The 23234-nt window shown below is 53.3% G+C and carries 2 protein-coding genes; both read right to left on the minus strand.

Translation table 11 applies throughout. The features are described 5' to 3' along the window. Positions 1–397: 397 nt before the first annotated feature. The gene (locus V7051_RS20595; protein ID WP_333878217.1) at positions 398–12832 is read right to left on the minus strand and encodes a non-ribosomal peptide synthetase/type I polyketide synthase; all 12435 of its coding nucleotides are present in this window, start codon (positions 12830–12832) and stop codon (positions 398–400) included. Positions 12833–13151: 319 nt separating this feature from the next. Further along, the gene (locus V7051_RS20600) at positions 13152–23222 is read right to left on the minus strand and encodes a non-ribosomal peptide synthetase (protein WP_333878219.1); all 10071 of its coding nucleotides are present in this window, start codon (positions 23220–23222) and stop codon (positions 13152–13154) included. Positions 23223–23234 lie beyond the last annotated feature (12 nt).

Consider the following 23234-nt stretch of genomic DNA (forward strand, 5'->3'; position numbering starts at 1 on the left):
ATAACTGGTGTGACTTCACGTCGCACGCTTTCAATATTTACCACCAATCAGCGTTGAGTTTTTCATCAAAAAAAATTGCATGTGCACTACTATCAACAAGATAGTGGGTGGCTACTGGAAAATTCAAAGGCTTTTTTGCTGTAAAATTGGCAAAATTTAGACGCCGCTTTCCACTATAGTGGTCTTTCGGAAATTCGTTTCTTGCTTATGCCATTGAAATTATTTTAACTTCTTAGCTGTTGAGTCGTTAAAGTTTTAGGGTAAGAAACTTACCTTAATGGTTTTCACCAGATGCACTTTTGCAACCGACTCTAAAGCCGATATGCCGCATGCACCCGGTTATAATCTGGACGATGTGACCAGCTTTCGGGACATTTTCGATGTCAACAGGGTATTTTCATTTTTTACATCGTTGATTTGGACTCGATTCACTTATACGCTTCATACACTGGGTCAGTTTCCCGGCAAGGACTTCAACTTGCGGAGAGCTGACCATGTTGTAGTGATTGCCGGGAATGATATGAAGATCGAGTCCTTGGCCCACAAACTGTTTCCAAGCCTCGCTGGTTTTAACATATAAGCCCTTGCCCAGCTCGGTGGCCTGAAAAAAGGAGACTTTCCCCTCGTAGTTCTTCGGAATATAAGTCTGGATGATCCGGCGGTTGGTTATTAACACATCCCATAAACGCTTGAACACCATAAAATCGGTGCCGGGGGGAAAGAACCCTACCTCCAAGGCCTTATCCATCACATAATGCAGTTGCTCTTCCTCCTCTTCCAATGCCCTCAGTTCTTCCAACGACAAATCCGGAATCATCTCCGACATGACATTGACCAGAATTTCAGCGCTGTCCTCTTCGGTAAGCTGAGCCCCTGTCAACGTGTCCGACAGTTGAGTGTCGAATAAAGCCAGAAAGGCAACCTCATCCCATTGCGCCCTAAACTGTTGGGCCAATTCAAACGCAATCAGTCCGCCAAAGGACCAACCCGCCAACCGGTAAGGGCCATGCGGGAAATGCTCTTTTATCGTTTTAAGGTAAAAAGACGCCATTTCCTCAGCCGTGGCATAAGGTTCCTGGCCTTCCTCAAGTCCGCATGCCTGGAGTCCGTAAAAAGGCTGATCCTTATCCAGGCAGCGGGAAAGATCGTAATAACAGATCGCATGGCCGCCCGCGGGATGGACGCAAAACAGCGGCGGCTTCGATCCTTCCGGTTGAATGTCAACCAGCGGCGACCACGGCAATGAATCATCCTGCCCCATAAGCAGAATGGCCTGTTTTTCGACGGTGGAAGCCTGATAGAGGCTCGCGGTGGAAAGCTCTTTGTTTAATTTCTCTTTTATCTTCGATATCAAACCTATTGCCAGCAGCGAATCGCCGCCCAACTCAAAAAAATCATCCAGGACTCCAATAGGTTCAATCCCCAGAAGTTTCTGCCAGATATTAGCCAGCGAAAGCTCAATGTTCGAGCGCGGGAGAGTTAAAGGACTTGATAGCTCAGGACGTGAATGCATTCGCATCGCACTGTCCGCTTTGTTCGGCTCCGGCACAATGAAATCGGCTGCCTTGGCCTGTTCCAGTCGCGTCTCCAGCTTTTGCGTTGAAACCACAAGCCTTGTCAGCGCGCATTCCATAACCAGCCGGAATACCTCCCGGCCTTCCTCGGGCGTAATGCCGATCCTCATCTCTTGCTCCCGCCGCTCCCGCAATGAATCGGGCGTTGCTGTTTTGACCGCCATGCCCACCTCGCGCCACAGATCCCAGTTAAGGCTGATGGCGGGCATTCCCTGCGCGCGAAGATAATTGGCGTAAGCATCGAGAAAGGCATTGGCCGCGCAATAATCCACCTGGCCGAACGCTTCAAAGATTGCACTCAGCGAAGAGCAAAGAAGAACAAAATCCAGCTTCGCATCCTTAAACAACGTATGCAGAACCACACTCCCGTCGACCTTTGGCGCCAGAATCGATGCGGCAATTTCCGGCGTTTTGCGCTGGATGACGCCGCCGCCGGGAAGTCCCGCCGCGTGAATGACGCCGTGAATCGGGCCGAAGCGTTCATCGGCCTTGGCAACGACATCCTGCATTTGTTGCAGGTTTGCAGCGTCGGCCTGGGCGATCCATAGTCGAGCCCCCTGGTTTTCCAGCGTTTGCAAAGCTTGAATTTTCAAACTTGTTTCGTCGCCCGCGTCGTGGCTTTCAAGCCACTCAGTCCAGTCTTTTGGCTCGGGAAAAGCCGAGCGGCTGATTAAAATCAGGTTGGCGGAGAAGTTTTTCCCCAGATATTCCGCCAGCGTCAGTCCGATGCCTCCCAAACCGCCGGTAATCAGATAGTTGCCTTGTTGTTTTAACAATGACCTTTTCTTTGCTTTCGCTTGCTCCAAATGAACAGGCTCATAAGACGGCAACCAGCGATGTTTGCCGCGATAAGCTATGGCCCTGTCATCCGTTTTGCTTAGTATTTCCGCTAACATCTGCTCAAGCAGTCTTTGTTCCGATTCGGTATTTTCGATCGGCAGGGCCACGTCCACGCTTCGGCATTGAATGTTGGGATATTCCTGGGGAATGGTTCGAACGGGTCCCAGCAACGTCGCTTTTTCCGGTTGCAGTAGTTCCTCTCCGGTAACGGCCTGCATATTGTTGGAGACGGCAATCAGTTCCAGCGGCGATTGCTGCTGTTTTCCGAGCGCCTGCGCCAAAAATAGCAAGCTGTAAAAGCCCATTGTCTGCGCCTGTGCGGTGATTTCGGCTTCCATGCCGCCATTATTTCCCCGATTGACCGACCATAAATGAACAATGGTCTGCGGGAGGTTTTGTTTTACGCTCAGCGCCTCCAGCAAGGTTTCGTAGTCTTCCGCTGTTTCCGGATTCAGCACATAGGCATTATCCGATAATTGCCGCCATTCTTTGCCGGTCTTGACTGTGACAACCGCCTGTCCAAGCCTTTCAAGTTGTTCGGCCAATGAGTCGCCAAGGCCGCAATCATCGACAAACAACAGCCAGCTGGCTGGTTCCGGTATTTGTTCCTCCTCCAGCCATATATTCAATGGCGCCAAAATTTTCCACGAAGGCAGATAAAACCAATCCGGCAGTTTTTCTCTTTTATTTTGGGGAACCTGTGAATTCCCATCCTGCGCTTCTTTCCCGTCAATCCAATAGCGTTGCCGTTCAAAAGGATAGGTCGGCATCGCTATGCGGGAAGGCTGCATCGGTTCATGGACAGCAAACCAGTCTACCGATGTCCCTGCGAGCCATAGTTTGCCCAGCGCGGCAAGAACCACCTGATGATCGTCAACAGGGTCTTTTGGCGAAGGGAGGGAGGAAACGGTTTCCGGCTCGCCTGTTGAAGGGGAATGACGCTTGACCAATGTCGTTAACACCCGCCCCGGTCCTACTTCCAGAAACACCGATTCCGGATCTTTCAGCAGGGTTTCCATTCCGTCGGTAAAACGTACCGCGGAGCGCAAGTGCTGAGCCCAGTAATTCGGGTCGGTTGCCTGTCCGGCAGTGATCCAGTCGCCGCTCAAATTGGAGATATAGGGCTTTTGCGGCGCTTTCAGTTCCATTTTTTTCAGGCAATCCACAAAAGCCGGAAGAATAGGCTCCATCATCGCCGAATGAAAAGCGTGGGACGTATGCAAGCGTATGGATTGAATATCCTGAACGGCCAGGCGATTTTCCAGAGCCTCTATAGCTTCGGTTGGGCCGGAAACGACACATAAGGCCGGGGCGTTGACGGCGGCCAGGGAAATATCCGGGCTTAAATACGGCTGAATCTGCTGTTCCGATAAAACCACGCTGAGCATAGCCCCTGCCGGAAGCGACTGCATTAAGCGTCCGCGCAGGGCAACCAACTCCAGCGCCTGTTCCAGCGAAAAGACGCCCGCCAGGCAGGCGGCAACGTATTCGCCGATGCTGTGACCCAACATCGCTACGGGTTGAATGCCCCAGGCCATCCATAATTGCGACAGGGCGTATTCAATAACAAACAGGGCCGGCTGCGCGACCGCCGTTTGTTCGAGTCCCGTCGCTTTTTGCTCCGTTGCCCCATTATCGGGATACAGTATTTCCCTTATATCGAGCCCCATCAACGGCGTGAGGATGTTCGCGCAGAGATCGACCTGCTCGCGAAAGATGGGCTCCTCTGCATAGAGTCCTGATGCCATGTTGACGTATTGGGAACCTTGACCGGAAAACAGGAACACCACCGGATGTCCGTCGCTCTCGCATTTTCGGTTTAACAGTCCGTTTGCTGTCATTAGAGTCTTTACAGCCTCGTCCACGGTCCGGCAAACCAACATGCGGCGATGCTTAAAGACTTTTCGCCCGGTATTCAGCGTGAAAGCCGCATCGGCAAGATCGATGCCGGGATTTTGCCTGAAATGTTCGGCAAGGTTTGCGGTGGCTTTTTCCAGAGCGGACTCCGTTCTCGCCGATAATAGCAGAACTTGTGGGCGCGGCTCATGGCTTGCCGGTGGAGCTTCCGGCGCTTCCTCCAAAACCACGTGGGCATTGGTTCCGCCGATACCGAAGGAACTGACGCCAGCCCGGCGCGGCATTCCTTCGGATGTCCATTTAGCCTGTTTGCTGTTGACATAAAACGGGCTGCCTGCGAAATCGATTTCAGGATTCGGCTTTTCAAAATGAAGACTCGGCGGCAACGATTTATGTTTCAGCGCCTGAATGGTTTTAATCAGTCCCGCTACGCCTGCCGCCGCATCCAGGTGGCCGATATTGGTCTTTACCGAACCAATCGCGCAAAATTGTTTTTTCCGGGTATGGGCTTGATAAGCTTGGGTCAAGGCCGCGATTTCAATCGGATCCCCCATCGCGGTCCCGGTGCCGTGCGTTTCTACATAGCTGACGGTTTCCGGGTCAATCCCGCGCATAGCCCGTGCGATCACTTCAGCCTGGCCTGCCACGCTCGGAGCGGTGTATCCCGCTTTCAAAACACCGTCGTTATTGATCGCCGAACCTTTAATGACGCCGTGAATGCAATCTTTGTCGGCAATGGCCCGATCCAGTTTTTTCAGCATAACAATGCCGACGCCGTTGCCGCCAACCGTTCCCCGCGCACCGGCATCGAAAGCCCGGCAATGACCGTCGGGAGACAGGATCATCCCGTCCTCGTAAAGATAGCCGCGCTTCTGGTTTGCTTTAATCGAGACGCCGCCGGCCAGGGCCATGTCGCATTCCCCGTTCAGCAGGCTTTGACAGGCCATGTGCACGGCAACCAGCGATGTGGAACAAGCCGTTTGGATATTGACGCTGGGCCCTTTCAGGTTGAGTTTGTAGGATGTCCGGGTGGTTATGAAATCGTTTTGATTGCTGACCATCAACTGATAATCGCCAACCGATTGCAGCAGTTCCCGGTGGGGGGCCAAGTTATCCATGTAATAGGTGTTGATGCCGGCTCCGGCGAAAACCCCGACCGGCCTGTTTATGCGGTCGGTGTCATAACCGGCATGCTCAATCGCTGCCGCGGCGCACTCCATGAACAAGCGCTGTTGCGGGTCCATGATTTCGGCTTCTCTTGGCGAAAAACCGAAAAAGGCCGCATCGAAGAACTCAATGCCTTCCAGAATTCCATTGGCTTTGACATAGGCGGGATTATTGAGCAGCGCCGGATCGATGCCTTCCGCCAACAGTTCTTGTTCCGAGAAGAAGGAGATGGACTCGACGCCGCCGCATACATTTTTCCAAAAGCTGTCCACGTCGTTTGCTCCGGGAAAGCGTCCGGCCATGCCGATCACGGCGATGTCGTTCGTTGCAGAAGTCGTCAATGGCGCAGTGCTTTCCGGCGCTTTTGTTCCCCCGCTCAGATGCGCGGCAAAGGCGTGAATGGTCGGATAGTGAAACAGGTCCGCTATCGGCGGACGCTTCCCCAGCACCGCCTGCAATTCCTGTTGCAATTGGAGCAATAACAGCGAATGCCCGCCGACTTCAAAGAAGTTATCATGAATCCCGACCTTTTCGACTTGCAGGATTTTTTTCCAAAGGCCGGCAATCTGTCCCTCCAGTTCCGTTTGCGGCATAACGGCATGGTTTTCCGGCGCGCCGGAATTTCCACCCATGGCCTCAAGGGCGCATCTATCCATCTTGCCGTTCGGGGTCAACGGCATCGCATCCAGCAAGACGAATGAGGATGGGACCATATGATTGGGCAGCCATTTATTCAGGAATTTTCGCAGCTCGGCCAAATCAAGGTTGTTGTCCGCAACGATATAGGCAACCAGCGTCTTTTCTTTCCGGTCGCTGTTTTCCAGCGCCAGCACGGCGCTCTCGGCTATAGCCGGGTATTTTCCGAGCGTGGCTTCGATTTCAGGGATTTCAATCCGGAATCCGCGAATTTTCACCTGATTGTCCAGACGTCCCAGGTATTGGATATTGCCGTCCAGTAAAAAGCGCGCCAAGTCGCCGGTTTTGTAGAGGCGTGTGCCTGCCTCGCCGAAAGGATTGTCGATAAATCGTTCGGCCGTCATTTCCGGCCGGTTCAAATAACCGCGCGCCAGGCCCGCGCCACCCAGATAAAGTTCCCCTGCCACGCCGATAGGAACCGGACGACAGTTGTTATCCAAAATAAAGGCTTGGGTGTTGTCGATAGGTCGGCCGATCAGCGGCGCTTCCGTGTCACCCTTTTTCATCAACGCGAACGTCGAATAGGTTGTGTCCTCGGTTGGCCCATACAGGTTGTAGACCTTCTTGATGGTGTCGGACCGGTAGACGCGTTGCACCAAATCGTTTTTTAACGCTTCTCCGGCAAGGTTAACCACTTGTACCGACGCCGGTATCAAATTCAACTTGACCAATTCATTGATAACGGAGGGGACCGTGTTCAGCAGCGTCACATTCGCGTCAGCCGGCAAATCGGGCAACTGCAACGCGTTCTCAAGCAGGATAATGCTGCCGCCGACGCTCAGCGGTACGAATATTTCAAACACAGAGAGGTCAAAGCAGATTGATGTCGTGGCCGCAACGCCCGCCAATTCTTCCGCTGAAAAGACTGTTTGTGACCAGGCGATAAAGGCCGCGGTATTTAGATGGTTGATCGCAACCCCTTTCGGCTTGCCGGTCGAGCCCGAGGTATAGATCACATAGGACAGATTGTCCGGCTTGACGCCGCTTTGGATATTTGAGGGATTTAGTTGCCGGAGGCTGCCAATCGCGCTATCCATGCACAGAACTTGCGCTTGCGTAGACGGTAATGTTTCAGTCAGGCGTGATTGCGTCAACAAAACCAAAATTTGCGCGTCTTCAACCATAAAGGCCAAGCGCTCGGCCGGGTATTCAGGGTCCAGCGGCAAATAAGCCCCACCGGCCTTGAGTATGCCCAACATGCCGACGATCATTTCAATGGAGCGTTGCATGCAAACGCCGACCAAGACTTCCGGCCCCACGCCCATACCTTGCAGATGGCGGGCCGTTTGGTTGGCGAGGCTGTTCAGCTCGCTGTAGCTTATCGATTTTCCGCCGAAAACAAGGGCCATCGCATCCGGCGTTTTTTCCGCCTGCGCCTCGAAAAATTCATGTACGCATTGATCGGCCGGATAAGGCGCATCGGTCCGGTTAAAATCGACGAGGATTTTTTCCCGCCCCTCCGCCGTTAACACATCGATGTCGGCTATGATCTTCGCTTCTTCCCCGACCAGCTCGCCGAGGATTTTCAGGAAGCGTGCACCGAACTGTTGCATTGTGGATTCGCTGAGAACAGCGGAATAGTATTCGATTGCAAAATCGATTTTGTCCGGGAATTCCGTGCCGAAAATCGCCATATCGAATTTCGACGAAGCCTTCACTTGTCCCTCGTAAGGCCTGAATTGCAGTCCGCTTTCGTCCTGTTCCGGCTGCTTGAAATTCATATACGAGAAAGTAATGCCGGTCAACGGATCGCGGCTCATGTCCCTGGGCAGGTTTAATTTCTGGACTAATTGGTCGAACGGGTATTCCTGATGGACATAGGCGTTGACCATCAGGTCTTTTACCTCGGCCAGGAATTCCGTTGGCGTTTTATCGTCTTTCGGGAAAGCCCGGATAGCCAGATGGTTGATGAACATGCCGACGGTTTCGCTGACTTCCGGCGCATTCCGGCCCAAATCGGCAATCGCGATGATGATGTCCTCCTGCCTGCTGTATTTATGAAACAGCAGGTAAAAAGCGCTGAGGAACACCATGAAAGGCGTGGTTTCATTTTTTGCGGAAAAGTTGCGGACCTTTGCCAGCAGGTCTTCATCAACGCTGAACGTCAGCACTGCCCCTTCATAGGTGATTACCGGAGGTCTTTGGAAATCATACGGAAAATCCAGCACCGGAATGTCTTGTTCAAATTGCTTGAGCCAATAATCCTGATGGACTTTAAAGGCTTCCGATTCAAAATGCGCATTCTGCCAGCGGGCAAAATCCTTGTACTGTATTTTCAGTTCGGGAAGATTTTCGTTTTTGTAAAAGGCATTCAATTCCTGAAAAATAATTTGCAACGAAAACGCATCGGCCACGATATGGTGAACATCGAACAGCAGTACCTGCTCGCCGGTATCAAGCGTTGCAACTTCGGCCCTGAGCAGCGGGGCTTCGGCAAGATCGAAAGGCCGGGAAAATTTTCTGCCGTAGGTGTCCAGCTCCGATTTTTTCAGCGCTATTTCGGACAGTTTGAAATCCACGTGATCGGCAATAAGCTGCACAAGCTGTCCGTCTTTCATCTCAAACGAAACGCGCAAGGATTCGTGCCGGGCTATCAGCTTGTCGAAAGCGCGGGCCAGTTGTCCGACATCCACTTTGTTTTCGATGCTGTTTTCGATAAACAGGATACTCGGCAGATTGTAGCCGAGACTCTGCTTCGACAGCTCCCAGAGAATGTACAATCGACGTTGAGCCGCGGATGCGGGGTAGTAAAGCTGTTTTTCAACGACTTCAATAGCGTTGCGGGATTCGCTCTCCCGGCTTTTCTTTGCAATAAAGGCCGCGTATTTTTCGATGGTCGGATGACTGAAAATAACCTCCATGGAAATTTTTGTGCCGAGTTTTTTCGCAACCATATTGCTTATTTTATTGGCATCGATTGAATCGCCGCCCAGACTGTAATAATCGTCCAGCACGTTGATCTCGTCATAGCCCAGAACCTCTGCCCAGGCTTGAGCCACCGCTATTTCCACAGGGCTGTAGTTGCCATCGTCCCTGCCGGAAAGAATGACCGTTGCGGGCTGTTCCTGCACATTCGCTTGTGTTTCTGTGCGTTCCCCCATCTTTGACGATTGGAAAGCATCTTGAAGGCTAAAGCCGGGAGGAACAATGACCGCCTGACTCCCTTCATAAGCAAACAGCTTGTGCAGCAGATCGATTGCTTCTTTGGTTGTAAGCGCGTACTGGCTTTGATTGGCTTGCCAGTCGAAGGCCATGCCTGTTTCTTTCCAGGCGGGCCAATTAATGGAGAGTGTTCTTAGGCCTTGTTTGTTACGAAAGGCCGCAAAGGCGTCCTGATAGGCGTTCGCCGCAATGTAATCGCCCTGACCGGCGGAGCCGGTCACTGCGGACAGGGCCGAGCAAAGAATAAAAAAGTCGGGACTGTCTTCACGGGTCAACCGGTCCAGAAGCCAGGTTCCTTGTATTTTCGGACGCAGTACGTTGGTAAAAGTCTCCTCTTCTTTTCTGAACAAATAGCCATCGCCGGCGATTCCGGCGCAATGCAGCACGCCGTCTATGTTGCCGAGCTTTTCACGCGTTTCGTTGATTGCCTGTTCCATTTGCACCGGGTCTGACACATCGGCGGCAATGACCAGCACGGTTGAACCGCTTGCCTCCATTGCCAGGATCGCATTGATTTTTTCGGCAACTTTGCCGTCCTGCGTTGCTGCCCATTCCTCGCGGGGCGGCAAGCCGGAGCGTCCGATCAGCGCCAATTTCACGCGTTTTTTGGCAGCCAGGTCTTTTGCGAATTCCATCCCCATTCCGCCTAATCCGCCGGTGATCAGGTAAACGCCTTCCTCTTTTATTTCAATAGCTGTTCCCGAACTTTGAATGGCCTGGAAATCCTGCTCGTAGCGTATGCCGTTGCGGTAAGCAGCGGAGCGAGCCGGGCTGTCGAATCCGGTCAACTCGGCTAAAACCTGTTCTCCGGTGGTGACATCATCCAGGTCGAGAAATTTGCAGGCGATATTGTCGTACTCACAATGTATGACTTTTGCCAGTCCTGACAGCGCCGCATTCTCTGGGTTTAAATGTGCCTCGCTGTTGGTTACCGCGTAAGTGTTTTTGCCGATGACCAGGATTTCCAGCGGCCGTGTGCCGTCATGTTTAATCAAGGTTTTGACCAGGCGGAACAGGTTAATTACGCCCAGGTCCAGCCTTGTTTCCAGCTCCTCCAGAGAAGCGCAGTCGCGATCCGGCAGCGAAGGTGAGTAGATTATTTTGCCAATCTGTTGCTTTTCCAGGGTCTGGATCAGGGCCAGACGCTCATCTTCCGAACGTGGAATGTCAAAGGCCTGGATGCCCTGCAATGGCTGGAAATGCCCCAGCACGCAAACTTCTCCCGGTGTTTGGGAATACTGTTGTTGCTTGGGAAGCCAAACCGCGCTCAACAGTTGGCATTCGTTTTGAACCCGTTTGAACGTAAGCCCATGAAACTCGGCGCTTATTTGTCCATCGGCATCGGCTAAAACGACATCGTACTTTTGTATTTCTTTCGACTCGCTTTTGCCTTTGACATAGCTGTAAATTTCCCCGCTGATGGGGCGATATAATTTTGCGCTTCCACTCATTATAGGCAGGAAGCCCGGTTCCGTCAGACCGGAACTCAAGGCCGCGTCCAGCAAGGGTGGGTGGAATTCAAAGCGGTTCAAGTCCGCCTTGAATTCATCCTTTAATTTTAAAAGGGTCAGGCGTTCGTTATCGTTTTTCCAGATTTTTTCCAGGCAATCCCAGCGCCTGCCCACTTCGACCAGACCGTGATTGCCGTTGCCAAAACCATTTTCAGAAAGTTTTATTGCCTCGCATCGTGCTTTTATTTGTTCTATGTCGAGACGTGTCGGAGCCTGTTCGGGCGCGGTTTTTATTTCCGCAGTGGCATACTGCATCCAAGCGCCTGTGGTTTGCTTCCGGAGTATCGAAACCGCATGTCCATTCGAGGACGCTTTCAACGTCGCGATCAGTTTGTCCGGGGATGTCCGTATTTCTTCCGGGCTGATAGCCAGAAGGTTTTCCCAGAACAGCTCATTTACTTCCAACGGCGATTTGTAACCCTGTTTTTTGGCGATTTCCGAGAGCAGCTGAAAATAGGCGGCTCCGACCAGACAAGTTTGCCCCCCCGCTTTATGTTCATTCAGCAGCCAATCCTCGCCGCTATCCATACCGATTTCGTAAATAACTTGTCCGGGAGTTTCGACCAGCGCTTGCTTGATGAATACCGCGTCCCGATTCGTTGCATAAGGAGCCGCAGGTACTTTTAGCCAGCAGCGTTTTTTTTCGAAGCGGTGGAACACCTTGGGAGGAACATGGGCTTGCTTTGGCGCGGGCGCTTCTTCCATCACGACATGGCAATTGACGCCGCTTAAGCCGAAAGCGCTGACGCCGCAAAGCAGCGGCTGCTCAGCCTCGCTCAAATCGATCAGCCGGTCGGCCGGAAATACCGGCGAGTTTTCAAAAGGAATCTTGCTATTGGCTTTCTTGAAATGCGCCAGCGGCGGGATTTTTTTCTTTTGCAGGCTTAACGCCGCCTTTACCAGACCGATCAGGCCTGCCGCATGATCCAAATGTCCGAAATTTGTCTTCACCGAACCGACCGCGCAGAAGTGTTTGTCGTCGGTGTACTTGACAAAGGCCTTGTTAATGCCGTCTATTTCAATAGGATCGCCCAACTTGGTGCCTGTGCCGTGCGCTTCTATGAAGCGTAGGGTTCGCGGGTCTATGCCGGCATCTTTCCAGGCCTGGTCGATTAATTCCGCCTGGGCGTCGGCATTGGGCACTGTCATGCCGGCAGCGGTGCCGTCTTGATTGAGCGCGCTCCCCTTGATGACCGCGTAAATGGAGTCTTCATCCTTCAAAGCTTGATTAAGCGGCTTCAGCAGCACCGCAATGACGCCTTCGCCGCCGCCTGTGCCGTCCGAGGCGTTATCAAATGTCCGGGTCCGTCCGTCCGAGGATTCAATTTCCACTTTCTCGAGAGCCACCGGCAAAATCGCCGTTTTTACCGTTCCGACCAAGGCTAGCTTGCATTCATTCGCACGCAATGAGCGACAGGCCAGATGGACCGCTGTCAGGGATGACGAGCAGGCGGTATCCACCATCAGTGCGGGGCCCCGCCAATCCAGCACAAAAGAAAGCCGGGTCGCGGTGTTGGAAGGAACGTTGCTCAGGAAAATTTGTTCGCTGTCATCCCGGTAAATTTGGCCGGCCAGTTCGCCGTATTCGTGGGCGGAACTCATGCCCATGAATACGCCGACCTTGGCTCCTTTGAGTTTCATGCCGCCGTACCCGGCATCTTCCAGTGCTTTCCATGCGGTTTGCATGAAAAGCCGCTGATTGGGCGACATTATTTCGGCTTCTTTCGGCGACAGGTGAAAGAAACGGTAGTCGAACTCGTCCACTCTGTCCAGATAGGCTATTTCCCGGTAGCGCAGCTGCTCCGGATCCTGGCCCATGAAACGCAGGATGTCGTCCGCGTCTTTTTTTCGCTGCTCGGGAATGGAACGGATTCGATCCTTGGCGGAAACCAAGTCTTCCCAGAAATTTTCCGTATCCTCATAATCGGCAAGTTTCAGGCTGATACCAATAATGGCTATATCCTTTGTCGAGCTTTCCTTAATGTTGACGTTCGCTTGCTTTGGTATCGTGAGAATTTTTTTCATGATTTGCTGATTCTTGGTAATGATGCGCTTACGCTTTTTTTATCCGGGTGCTGGTGCAGCACAATTGTTTATAACTTGTTTTTTAGTAACTATTCAGCATATTCTCAATAGGACACGAATTCGCTCGTTCCCAAGCTCAGCTTGGGAATGCAGTCTTGGAAGCTCCAGCTTCCCGACTCGCGAAGCTGGAGCTTCGCTAACTGGGTTCCCAAGCAGGAGCTTGGGAACCAGCGCAATTCAGTTAGAGACGCTCCAGCGTTCCGTACCGCCTGAGCGTGGGAACGATGTCATTCGTGATGTTTTATTTCTTGTTACATCCTTACGCTTCTTTTACTATTTCTTCCAGAATTGACACGTAAAGCCCGGGCAACAATTTCATTTCTTCCCTGTCCATCCGCGAGCTGAACCTGAAAGCGATGTTCAGCGTGCCGTTGCTTGTATCGGTATGCCAATGCAAGTCCGCATTATCGAAATCGCCGTTTACGGCATCGGAATAAACGGACAAGACCTCGCTGGAACCCGGATTCGCCCCCGTTTTTAAAAAGCTGTCAAGCGGATGTATTGCCTCCGGGTTCAGAAACTGGCTCCGCGATTCCTGCAACAGTTCTTTGATCGAATCAATCGTCTCAAAATCATGGCGCAGGGCAATGATTTGTTGTTCATTCAACGCGGCATAATACGGAACTCTCTTTTGATCGCTGATTTCAAACAGAAGATAGCCGAACGAGGCCCTGAGTATGTCCTGTATGTCCTGTACATCCCGATTTCCCAGCCCGTTTAACCGCGCGGCCAGTTCCTCGTCCAGACTATATTCCAATAGGCCGCCATCCCCTGCCGAGAAGTATTTTTTATCCAACGGCAGGGTTTCTATTGCTATCCTTGTCTTTTCCCCTCCCGCAAGAAACAGCGCCAACTCCGCGATATTCGGATGCGCAAATAAATCCATCAGTGTTGTTTGCGGATAGTTCTTTTCGATTTCCCAATGCACCCTGACCAAGGACAACGAATTGCCGCCGACTTCAAAGAAATTCGCGTTTGTGCTGATGTCTTCCGTTTCAAGGTGGTTTTGCCAAATCGACAACAATTCCGATTCCAGCTCATTTTGCGGCGGACGAAATTCTCTTAACGACTCAATGGGTTTTAGACCGACCAGATTTTTGCGATTTATTTTACCGTTCGGCAACAGCGGCAGCGCATCCAACTGCACAAAATACGCAGGAACCATATAAGCGGGCAACATAGCATTGAGGGTCGCCCGGAGTTCTTCCACTTTCAAGACCGAATTTGCCGTAACGTAGGCCACCAAGGCTTTTGCCTCGCCTTCCCCGGATGCCAGGACCACCGCTTCTTTAACGGCGGGATTGGCGGTCAGGCAGGCTTCTATTTCGCCCAATTCAATCCGGAAACCGCGAATTTTAACTTGATTGTCTATGCGGCCCAGGTATTCGATGTTGCCGTCGGGGAGCCAGCGCGCCAAATCGCCGCTTTTATAAACGCGTTGACGTTGTCCGAACAGTTCGATGTCGATGAATCGTTCAGCCGTTAGCTCGGGACGGTTCAGGTAGCCGCGCGCCACGCCCGCGCCGCCGACCAGCATTTCGCCGGGCACGCCGATCGGAAGGAGGTTGTTGCGAGCGTCAACCACCCATACCTGCAAATCGGGAATAGGTTTGCCGATGATGCTCTTGCCGTGATTGTCCCCGCCTGCCACCGGATAATAGGTGACATGAACCGTCGTTTCGGTAATGCCGTACATATTGACCAACTGCGGCCGGCTGTCGCCATGACGGGAAAACCACGGTTGCAGCGCGGCAAAATCCAGCGCCTCGCCGCCGAATATCACAAAGCGCAAATTGAGTTTATCCGGCCGGTTATCGACATCCTGCAATTGTTTAAATGCCGACGGCGTTTGGTTAAGTACCGTGACGCCCTGCTCTATCAGCAATTGATAAAAAAGCGCGGGATTACGGCTGGTGAGGTACGGCACCACAACCAGTTTGCCGCCATAGAATAATGCGCCCCAGATTTCCCATACCGAGAAATCGAACGCGTAAGAGTGGAATAGTGTCCAAACGTCCTGCTCGTTGAATCGATACCAGTCATCGGTTGCGGTAAACAGCCGCGTCACGTTGGCTTGAGTCAGTTGGCAACCCTTGGGTTTTCCGGTCGAGCCGGAGGTATAAATCACATAGGCCAAATCATCCGGACCGCTTTGTTGTGCCGGATTTTCCACGGAGCAGTTCGCAATCGCCTCCTTCTCCTTATCCATGCAAACTACTTTGGCATTCGATACGGGTAATTTTTCCAGCAAGTGGCTTTGGGTCAGCAATACCGGCACGGCGGCATCTTCCAATATGAATTGCAGGCGTTGCACCGGGTAATCCGGGTCCAGCGGCACATAAGCGGCGCCTGCCTTCACTATCGCCAACAAGCCGACGATCATCTCCAGCGAACGTTCCATGCAAATACCGACCAGGCAGTTGCCGGTTTTAAGGTCGAGCAGATAATGCGCGAGTTGATTGGCCTGTCGGTTCAGCTGGCGGTAGGTCAACTGCAGGTCCTCAAAAACCACCGCGATAGCGTCGGGCGTTTTCCCGGCCTGGGTCTGGAATAAATCGATAATCGTCCGGTCTTTGGGATATTCGATTTCCGTCCGGTTCCAGGCTTGCAATAATTGTTGTTCGGCAAGCGTCAGCAATGGCAGATCAGCTATCGATTGTTCCGGCCCGGCAACAATCCCCTCCAGCAAGACCTGAAAACGTTCGGTCATCAGGACGATGGTTTCCGGGAAGAACAGATCCGTGTTGTATTCCCAATTGCAAACAAATGCTCCATCACGCTCATCGACACTCAAGGTCAAATCGAATTTAGACGTCGCATGATCGGATTCAATCGGCGTTATGTTCAAATTGCTCAGTTCCGGCGCTTCTTCCGGCGCGTTTTGCAGGACGAACATCACTTGAAACAGCGGGGAATGGCTCAGGCTGCGGGAAGGATTGATTTTTTCAACCAGGGCTTCAAACGGAATATCCTGATGGCTGTAGGCTTCAAGCGCGGTTTTTCTGACCTGTTTTAGCAATTCGGCAAAAGTCTGCTCGGCATCGATTTGCATGCGCAATGCCAGCGTATTGACGAAAAAGCCGATTAAATCCTCGGTTTGGCTTTGGGTGCGATTGGCAATCGGACAGCCAACCACAATATCCGTTTGTCCGCTGTAGCGGGACAGCAAAACCGTGAAAACCGCCAATAAGGCCATGAAGTCGGTCACGCCTTGTTTCCGGCTCAACTGTTTGATTTCCTGCGTGAGCGCTGGATTCAATGTGCTTTGCAGATGCTTGCCCCGGTAGCTCATCACGGCGGGGCGCTGGTTGTCCGCAGGCAGCTCCAATAATTCCGGTGCCCCGGCCAGCTTGTCTGTCCAGTAATCCAGTTGCCGTTCCAGAACGTCGCCTTGCAGCCAATTTCTTTGCCAAGCCGCGTAGTCGGCGTATTGGATAGCCAGTTCGGCCAGTTGCGGTTCACGATTTTGGACATACGCTTCGTATAACCGGCACCAATCCCGAATCATCACGCCTGTCGACCAGCCGTCACTGATAATATGGTGCATGTTGAACAGCAGGATATGTTGTTCCCCGCCAAGTCTAAGCAGTTGCGCCTTGAAGAGGGGGCCGGTACTCAGATCGAAGGGAGCATTGGCGTGACGGTCAACCCATTCGGCAATTTGGCTTTTTTGTTCGGCATCCGCTAAGCCGCCAAGGTCAGTGACGGTCAGAGGGTTATAAGCCTCGATCAATTGTACGCTTGGCTTTCCGTCAAGCATCGAAAAACAGACACGCAGGGTTTCGTGGCGCTGAATCAACGCGATCAAGGCGCTTTGTAGCGCCTCTTTATTGAGCTGGCCTTCCAGCCGCAATGCGGCCGGCATGTTATAGGTTCCGCTTTGTCCTGCCAATTGCGCCAGGAACCACAAGCGTTGCTGTGCAAAAGACAATGCCAAAGGTTCGCCTTCCGCCAAAGGCATTATGACGGGCAGTTCCGAACCGCGTTGCTGCCTGTCCAGCCATTCCGCCTGTTCCCGGAGAATGGGATATTCAAAAACAGTCCGCAACGGCATTTCAATGTCAAAGCTCTCGCGAATACGGGAAACCAGTTGGGTCGCCAACAGGGAATGTCCGCCAACTGCAAAGAAATTGGCGCTTATTGTCGTTACGTCGAGGCGCAACACTTGCGACCACAGGCTGCACAGCAATTGCTCCGTTTCGGTATGAGGCAGTTGTTGTTCGCCCTGAATGGACAAGTCGGGCTTAGGCAAAGCTTTGCGGTCGATTTTGCCGTTGGGCGTCAGCGGCAGGCTGTCCAGACACAGAAAATGGCTGGGCACCATGTACTCGGGCAACCGGGTTTTCAACCAGGTTCGTAAGTCATCGGGGTTAAAGCCACCATTATCTGAGGTCAGGTAAGCGACAATGCGTTTATCGCCATCGCCGTCGTAGAGGTTAGCCACGGCTTCCTTAATCTCAGGGTGTTGGCAAAGCACCGCCTCGATTTCGCCCAATTCGATGCGAAAACCGCGCAGTTTGATTTGCTGGTCGATCCGGCCCAGAAATTCAAGGTTGCCGTCGGGCCGCCATCTTGCCAAGTCACCGGTTTTATAAATCCGTTCGGTTTTGCCGAACAGTTCGACCTCGATGAATTTCTCGGCCGTCAGTTCGGGCCGGTTCAAATAGCCGCGCGCAAGCCCGGCACCGGCAATGCACAGTTCACCCGGAATAGCGGGCGGTTGCGGCTGATGTTGCTGATCCAGGATAAATATCCGGGTGTTGCCAATCGGCCTGCCGATCGGAATGGTGTTGAGGTTCTCCGCTTGTTGCCCGCTAGGGGCCACGTACCAGGATGCAAACGTTGTCGTTTCGGTGGGTCCATAGAGATTCAGCAGCTGTTCGGGGGGATGACTGTTTAAAAGGGTATTGACTGCATGAGGATCCGCCTGTTCTCCGCCAAAAAGCAGGTATTTTAAAGTTCCAAAACAGTCGGGCTGGGTTTGTGCGATCTGGTTGAATAATGCGGTGGTTACAAAGAATATGTTGATGCGGTGGCTTTGCAAATGCGCTGTCAATTGCTGCGGCGACAGCAGCATGTCTTTGGGGATGCTGACCAATTGGGCGCCGTTTAATAAGCTCCCCCAAATTTCAAAGGTGGCCGCATCGAATGAAACATTCGATGCCTGCGCCATGCAATCCTCGGCATGGAGTTGAATATAGTTGGTATTTTTAACTAAATGGACTACGGCCGTATGGGCTATGCAGACCCCTTTCGGCGTTCCGGTCGAACCCGAGGTATAAATCACATAAGCTAAATCCTCCGGCCCGGATCTTCTCGCCGGGTTTTCCGTAGGCTGACCGCTGATATCCCGTTCGTCCAAGCACAGCACTTCGCAGCCCTGTTTCAACTCGGCCAATGACAATTGGGCTTTTATACGGCTTTGGCTCAGCAACAGCGAGGCCTGGCTGTCTTCCAGCATATGGCGAATACGGATGACCGGGTAATCGGGGTCGATCGGCACATAGGCCCCACCGGCCTTGAGGATGGCCAGCAGGCCGACGATCAGGTCCAGTGAGCGTTCGAGCGCAATCGCGATCAGCGGGTTAGCGCCCAGTAACGCTGCCCCTGTTTCCGTTTTCAGGCTGAGCAGGTGGTGCGCCAGTTGGTTGGCTTTTTCATTAAGCTGGCGGTAACTTAACGACTGCCCATCAAAAACCACGGCTTGGGCTTCGGGCGTGGCGGCCACTTGCTGTTCAAACAGGCTGACAATAGTTTGGTCTTTCGGATAGTCGGTCGCGGTGTCGTTCCAGGCCTCCAAGTGCCGGATGTCCTGTTCGGTCAGCAGCGGCAGCTTGCCGATAGCCTGCTCCGGGTTGTCGACGATGGCCTGGAGCAATACTTCAAACTGTGCCGCCATGCGTTTTATGGTTTCGCCCGTAAACAGGTCGGTCGCGTATTCCCAGTAGCAATGCCGTTGTCCGTCCTGTTCCTCAATGTGTAAGGACAAGTCGAATTTGGCGATGGGATACTCTGTCCCTAGGCTGGTAATCTCCAAACCGGGCAAAGCCCATTCAGCCATGTCGTTATTCTGTAGCACAAACATAACCTGAAACAGCGGGCTATAGCTCAGGCTGCGGCTGGGCTGCAGTTTCTCGACCAGCATTTCAAACGGGATGTCCTGGTGCGCGTAGGCGTCCAGGCAGGTCTGGCGGGTAGCTTGCAACAGCTCAACGAAACTGTGTTGCGGCTCAACGTGACTGCGCAAGACCAAGGTGTTGACAAAAAAGCCGACGAGCTCTTCGCTGTGGCGGTGGGTGCGGTTGGCGATCGGACTGCCGACCGCAATGTCTTGCTGGCGGCTATAGCGCGACAGCAGCACGTTAAAGGCCGCCAATAAGGTCATGAACACGGTCACGCCTTGTTGCCGACTCAACCGGGTGACGGCTTGGCTCAGGGTTGCCGACAGGTTATGGGCAACATGCGCGCCTTGGTAACTTTGCTGCGGCGGCCGCGGTTTGTCGGTGGGCAACTCCAGCAATTCGGGCAGGCCGTTAAGCTGCCCGGTCCAGTAAGCGATTTGCCGGTGTAGCACGTCGCCCTGCAACCACTGCCGTTGCCAGGCCGCATAGTCGCTGTATTGGATCGGCAGTGACGGCAAGCTGGGCTCGGCGCCACTCGCAAAAGCGGTATAGGCGTGTTGCCAGTCGCGCATGAACACGCCCATCGACCAGCCGTCGCTGATGATGTGGTGCATGTTCAGCAGCAGCACCGCCTCGCTGTCGTCAAGCTGTAGCAGGTCGGCCTTGAATAACGGCCCCTGCCCTAAATCGAACGGCGTAATGGCGTGCGCATTAGCCAGGCGTTGGACTTCTTGGGCTTGTGCATCAGCTGGCAGCTGGCGTAAATCATGGCTTTGCAAGGCGTCGATCGCGTCAATGGCCCGGATCTGCAGTTGCGCTTGTCCTGATTGATTCGGAAAACAGCTGCGCAGGCCGGCGTGACGTTCCAGCAGCCATTGCAGGCTCTGCTGCAAAGCGTCCACATTCAACTGCCCTGATAAACGCAAGGCGAGCGGCATGTTATAGGTCGCGCTATGGTTGTCTTCGAACTGGTTCAGGAACCACAGCCGTTGCTGGGCAAAAGACAATATCTTAGATTCACTTTTGGCCTGCGGCTCAATAGCAGGCAGGCGAATATTGCCTGCGGCCGCGTCAATGGCCGCCGCCAGGTCCGACAGCTGCGGGTGTTCGAACACCGTCCGGATCGGCAGTTCGACCAGGAAGCTTTCCCGGATGCGGGCAATCAGTTGGGTCGCCAACAAGGAATGTCCGCCCAGTTCAAAGAAATTGTCGTGGCGGCCGATGGCGTCGCGTTTGAGAACACCGGCCCATAACGCCACCAACAAGTCTTCGGAGGGCGTGACAGGCGGGCTAAAGCTCGCCGTTTGCTGGGCTTCGGGCGCGGGCAAGGCGTTGCGGTCGATCTTGCCGTTCGGCGTCAGCGGCAGGCTGTCCAGGTGCATCACATGGCTGGGCACCATGCAGTCGGGCAGCCGGGCCTTTAGCCAGGTTCGTAAGTCATCGGGGTTGAAGTGGTCCTGAGTCGTGGTCAGGTAGGCGACGATGCGTTTGTCGCCATCGGCCTCGTACAGGTTCGCCACGGCTTCCTTGACCTCTGGATATTGGCAAAGCACCGCCTCGATTTCACCCAATTCGATGCGAAAGCCGCGCAGTTTGATTTGCCGGTCGATGCGGCCCAGGAATTCAAGATTGCCGTCGGGCAGCCATCTTGCCAAGTCGCCGGTTTTGTAAATCCGTTCTGTTTTGCCGAACAGGTCGACGTCGATGAATTTTTCGGCACTCAGTTCGGGCTGGTTCAGGTAGCCGCGCGCAAGGCCTGCCCCGGCTATGCACAGCTCGCCGGCGATACCTAACGGTTGGGGCTGAAGTTGGCCATTCAGGATATAAATGCGCGTGTTCGCGCGCGGCTTGCCAATGGCAATGTAATTTGTAGTGTCGGTTAAAGTCAGCGGCAAGCGGTAAAGACAAGGCGTGATTGTCGCTTCCGTGGGACCGTAGGCATTGAAACAGGTCAATGCCGGAAAGCGCTTGCGGGTTTGCTGTGCCACGCTGAACGGCAGTGCTTCCCCGCCTAAAATAAGCATTCGCAAGTGGGTCAAGTCATCGGCAAGCGTGGCGATGTCCAGCAGTTGCTGCCAATAAGCTGGCGGTAAGTCGGCTACGGTGACGGCGTGTTTTTTCAGTAAGGCCACTAAGTCCGGTGCCGGCATTAAATTGCTGCTGAGCAGCACCGAACAGGCACCGCTCAGCCAAGCGACTAACAGCTGCTCCAGTGAGGTGTCAAAGCTCAGCGAGGCAAATTGCAGGACCCGGTCATTTTCAGTGAGTCCATAGTGTTGCAACATGGCCTGGCTATGCAAGGTCAAGGCCTGGTGCCCAATCATGACGCCTTTGGGATTACCGGTCGAGCCCGAGGTATAAATCACATAAGCCAAATCTTCCGGCCCGAATCTTCCGGCCGGGTTGTCAGTGGGCTGGCTCGCGACATCGAGTTCGTCCAGGCACAGCACTACATAATTATGTTGGCTGTCGGCCAACGGTAATCGGCTTTGGGTGTGGCTTGTCGTCAGTAATAGCGGCGTTGCACTGTCGTCCAGCATAGCCAGAATGCGGGCGCTTGGATAATCCGGGTCTATCGGTAGATAAGCCCCGCCGATTTTAAAAATGGCCAATACGCCGATGACCATGTCCAGTGAGCGTTCGACCGCAATCGCGATCAGCGGATTAGCGGCGAATAATGCTGTCCCCGCGTTTGTTTTCAGGCTGAGCAGGTGATGCGCCAGCTGGTTGGCTTTGTCGTTGAGCTGGCGATAGCTTAATGACTGGTCTTCAAAGATCACGGCCAGGTTGTCGGGCGTTGTTGCCACTTGCCGCTCAAACAAATCAACAACCGTTTGGTCTTTTGGATATTCCGTTTCCGTTGGGTTCCATTGCTTTAGCTGAGCCTCTTCTGCAGCGGTCAGAAGCGGCAGCTTCGCGATGTCTTGCTCTGCATCATCGACCGCGCTTTGCAATAGGCAGTGCAGATGCTCCGCCATCCGGGCAACGCTGGCTTCTGTAAACAGGTCGCGGTTGTAGTCCCATACGGCGGTCAAGGTCTTGCCGTCATTGCTATCGGAAAAAGTCAGGGCCAAATCGAGCTGCCCTTCCATTTGCGCGAGTTCAAGGCTTCGGGCCAGTAGGCCGTTGGCTGAAAATTGCTTGGGAATCAGGTCGTCCCGCTCCAGGGCAAACAGTGTCTGGACCAAAGGCGGGTAAGCCGGGTTGCGTTGCGGTTGCAGCTGCCCTATCAATTGTGTGAACGGATACGGCTGGTGATAAAGTCCGGTCAGCATTTGCCGGCTGTTCAGCTGTAAAAGGCGGCTGAAGCTGACATTTTTTGAAAAATCGCCGCGCATGATCATCGGATTGACCAAATAGCCGACCATCTCGGTGAATTCCGGTTGGTTGCGCGGAGTCGAGGTCGGTATGCCGATCCAAATGTCCTCCTGCCCGGAATAGCGCTGCAACAGGACTTGATAGGCGCTAAACAGCACTGTAAACAAGGTTGTTTTGTGGGCTTTGGCGAGGTTTTTGATGGCTGATGTCAAGTGTTCCGGCAGTTCAACACGCACCGAGGCACCGTTGAAAGTCTGTAGCGCTGGGCGAGGATAATCGGTGGGAAGTTGCAAAACCGGCACGTCCCCCGCCAGCTGTTGTTGCCAGTAGGCCGCCATGCGTTGGCCTTTTTTGCTATTGAGCAGTTCAGCTTCCCATTGGACGTAATGGCTGTAATCCGTGGCTGTTGACGGTAGGTTTTCCGCCGTACAAAAAGCCAGTAATTCTTTACCTAGAATAGCCAGGGAGGCCGCATCGCCGGCGATATGGTGAAGATTAAGCAGCAATACGGTTCCCGTTTTTGCTCCTTGGAACAACGTGGCGCGGAATACGCTTTCTTCCAGGGCGAATGGTTGTTGTGAGTGGCGATACAGCTCCGCCATCAGTGTGAATTCCGTCCATCCCCCTGCGTCAACGTACAGCCAATGGCAATTCATACCAGTGACGACCTGCTGGTACGATACACCGTCCAACTCGGAAAAACGTCTGCGCAGCATCGGATGGCGTTCAACTAAGCGCTGTACCGCCTGCTGCAATAGTTGACCGTCAACCTCCCCGGCAAACTGAAGCGGCAAAGCCATATTGTAAGCCGTGCTTTTTGGCTCCTCACGGTAAATAAACCAAAGGGCTTGTTGGCTGTAAGAGAGCGGTGCCGATGAGATAACTTGCACGGTATTTTTTCC

The organism is Methylobacter sp. (assembly GCF_036845245.1).
Taxonomy (GTDB): domain Bacteria; phylum Pseudomonadota; class Gammaproteobacteria; order Methylococcales; family Methylomonadaceae; genus Methylobacter_A.

What these genes read in the sequence shown, in the direction of transcription:
- V7051_RS20595 (WP_333878217.1), bottom strand. Translation starts at nt 12,832, where the DNA reads ATGAAAAAAATTCTCACGATACCAAAGCAAGCGAACGTCAACATTAAG.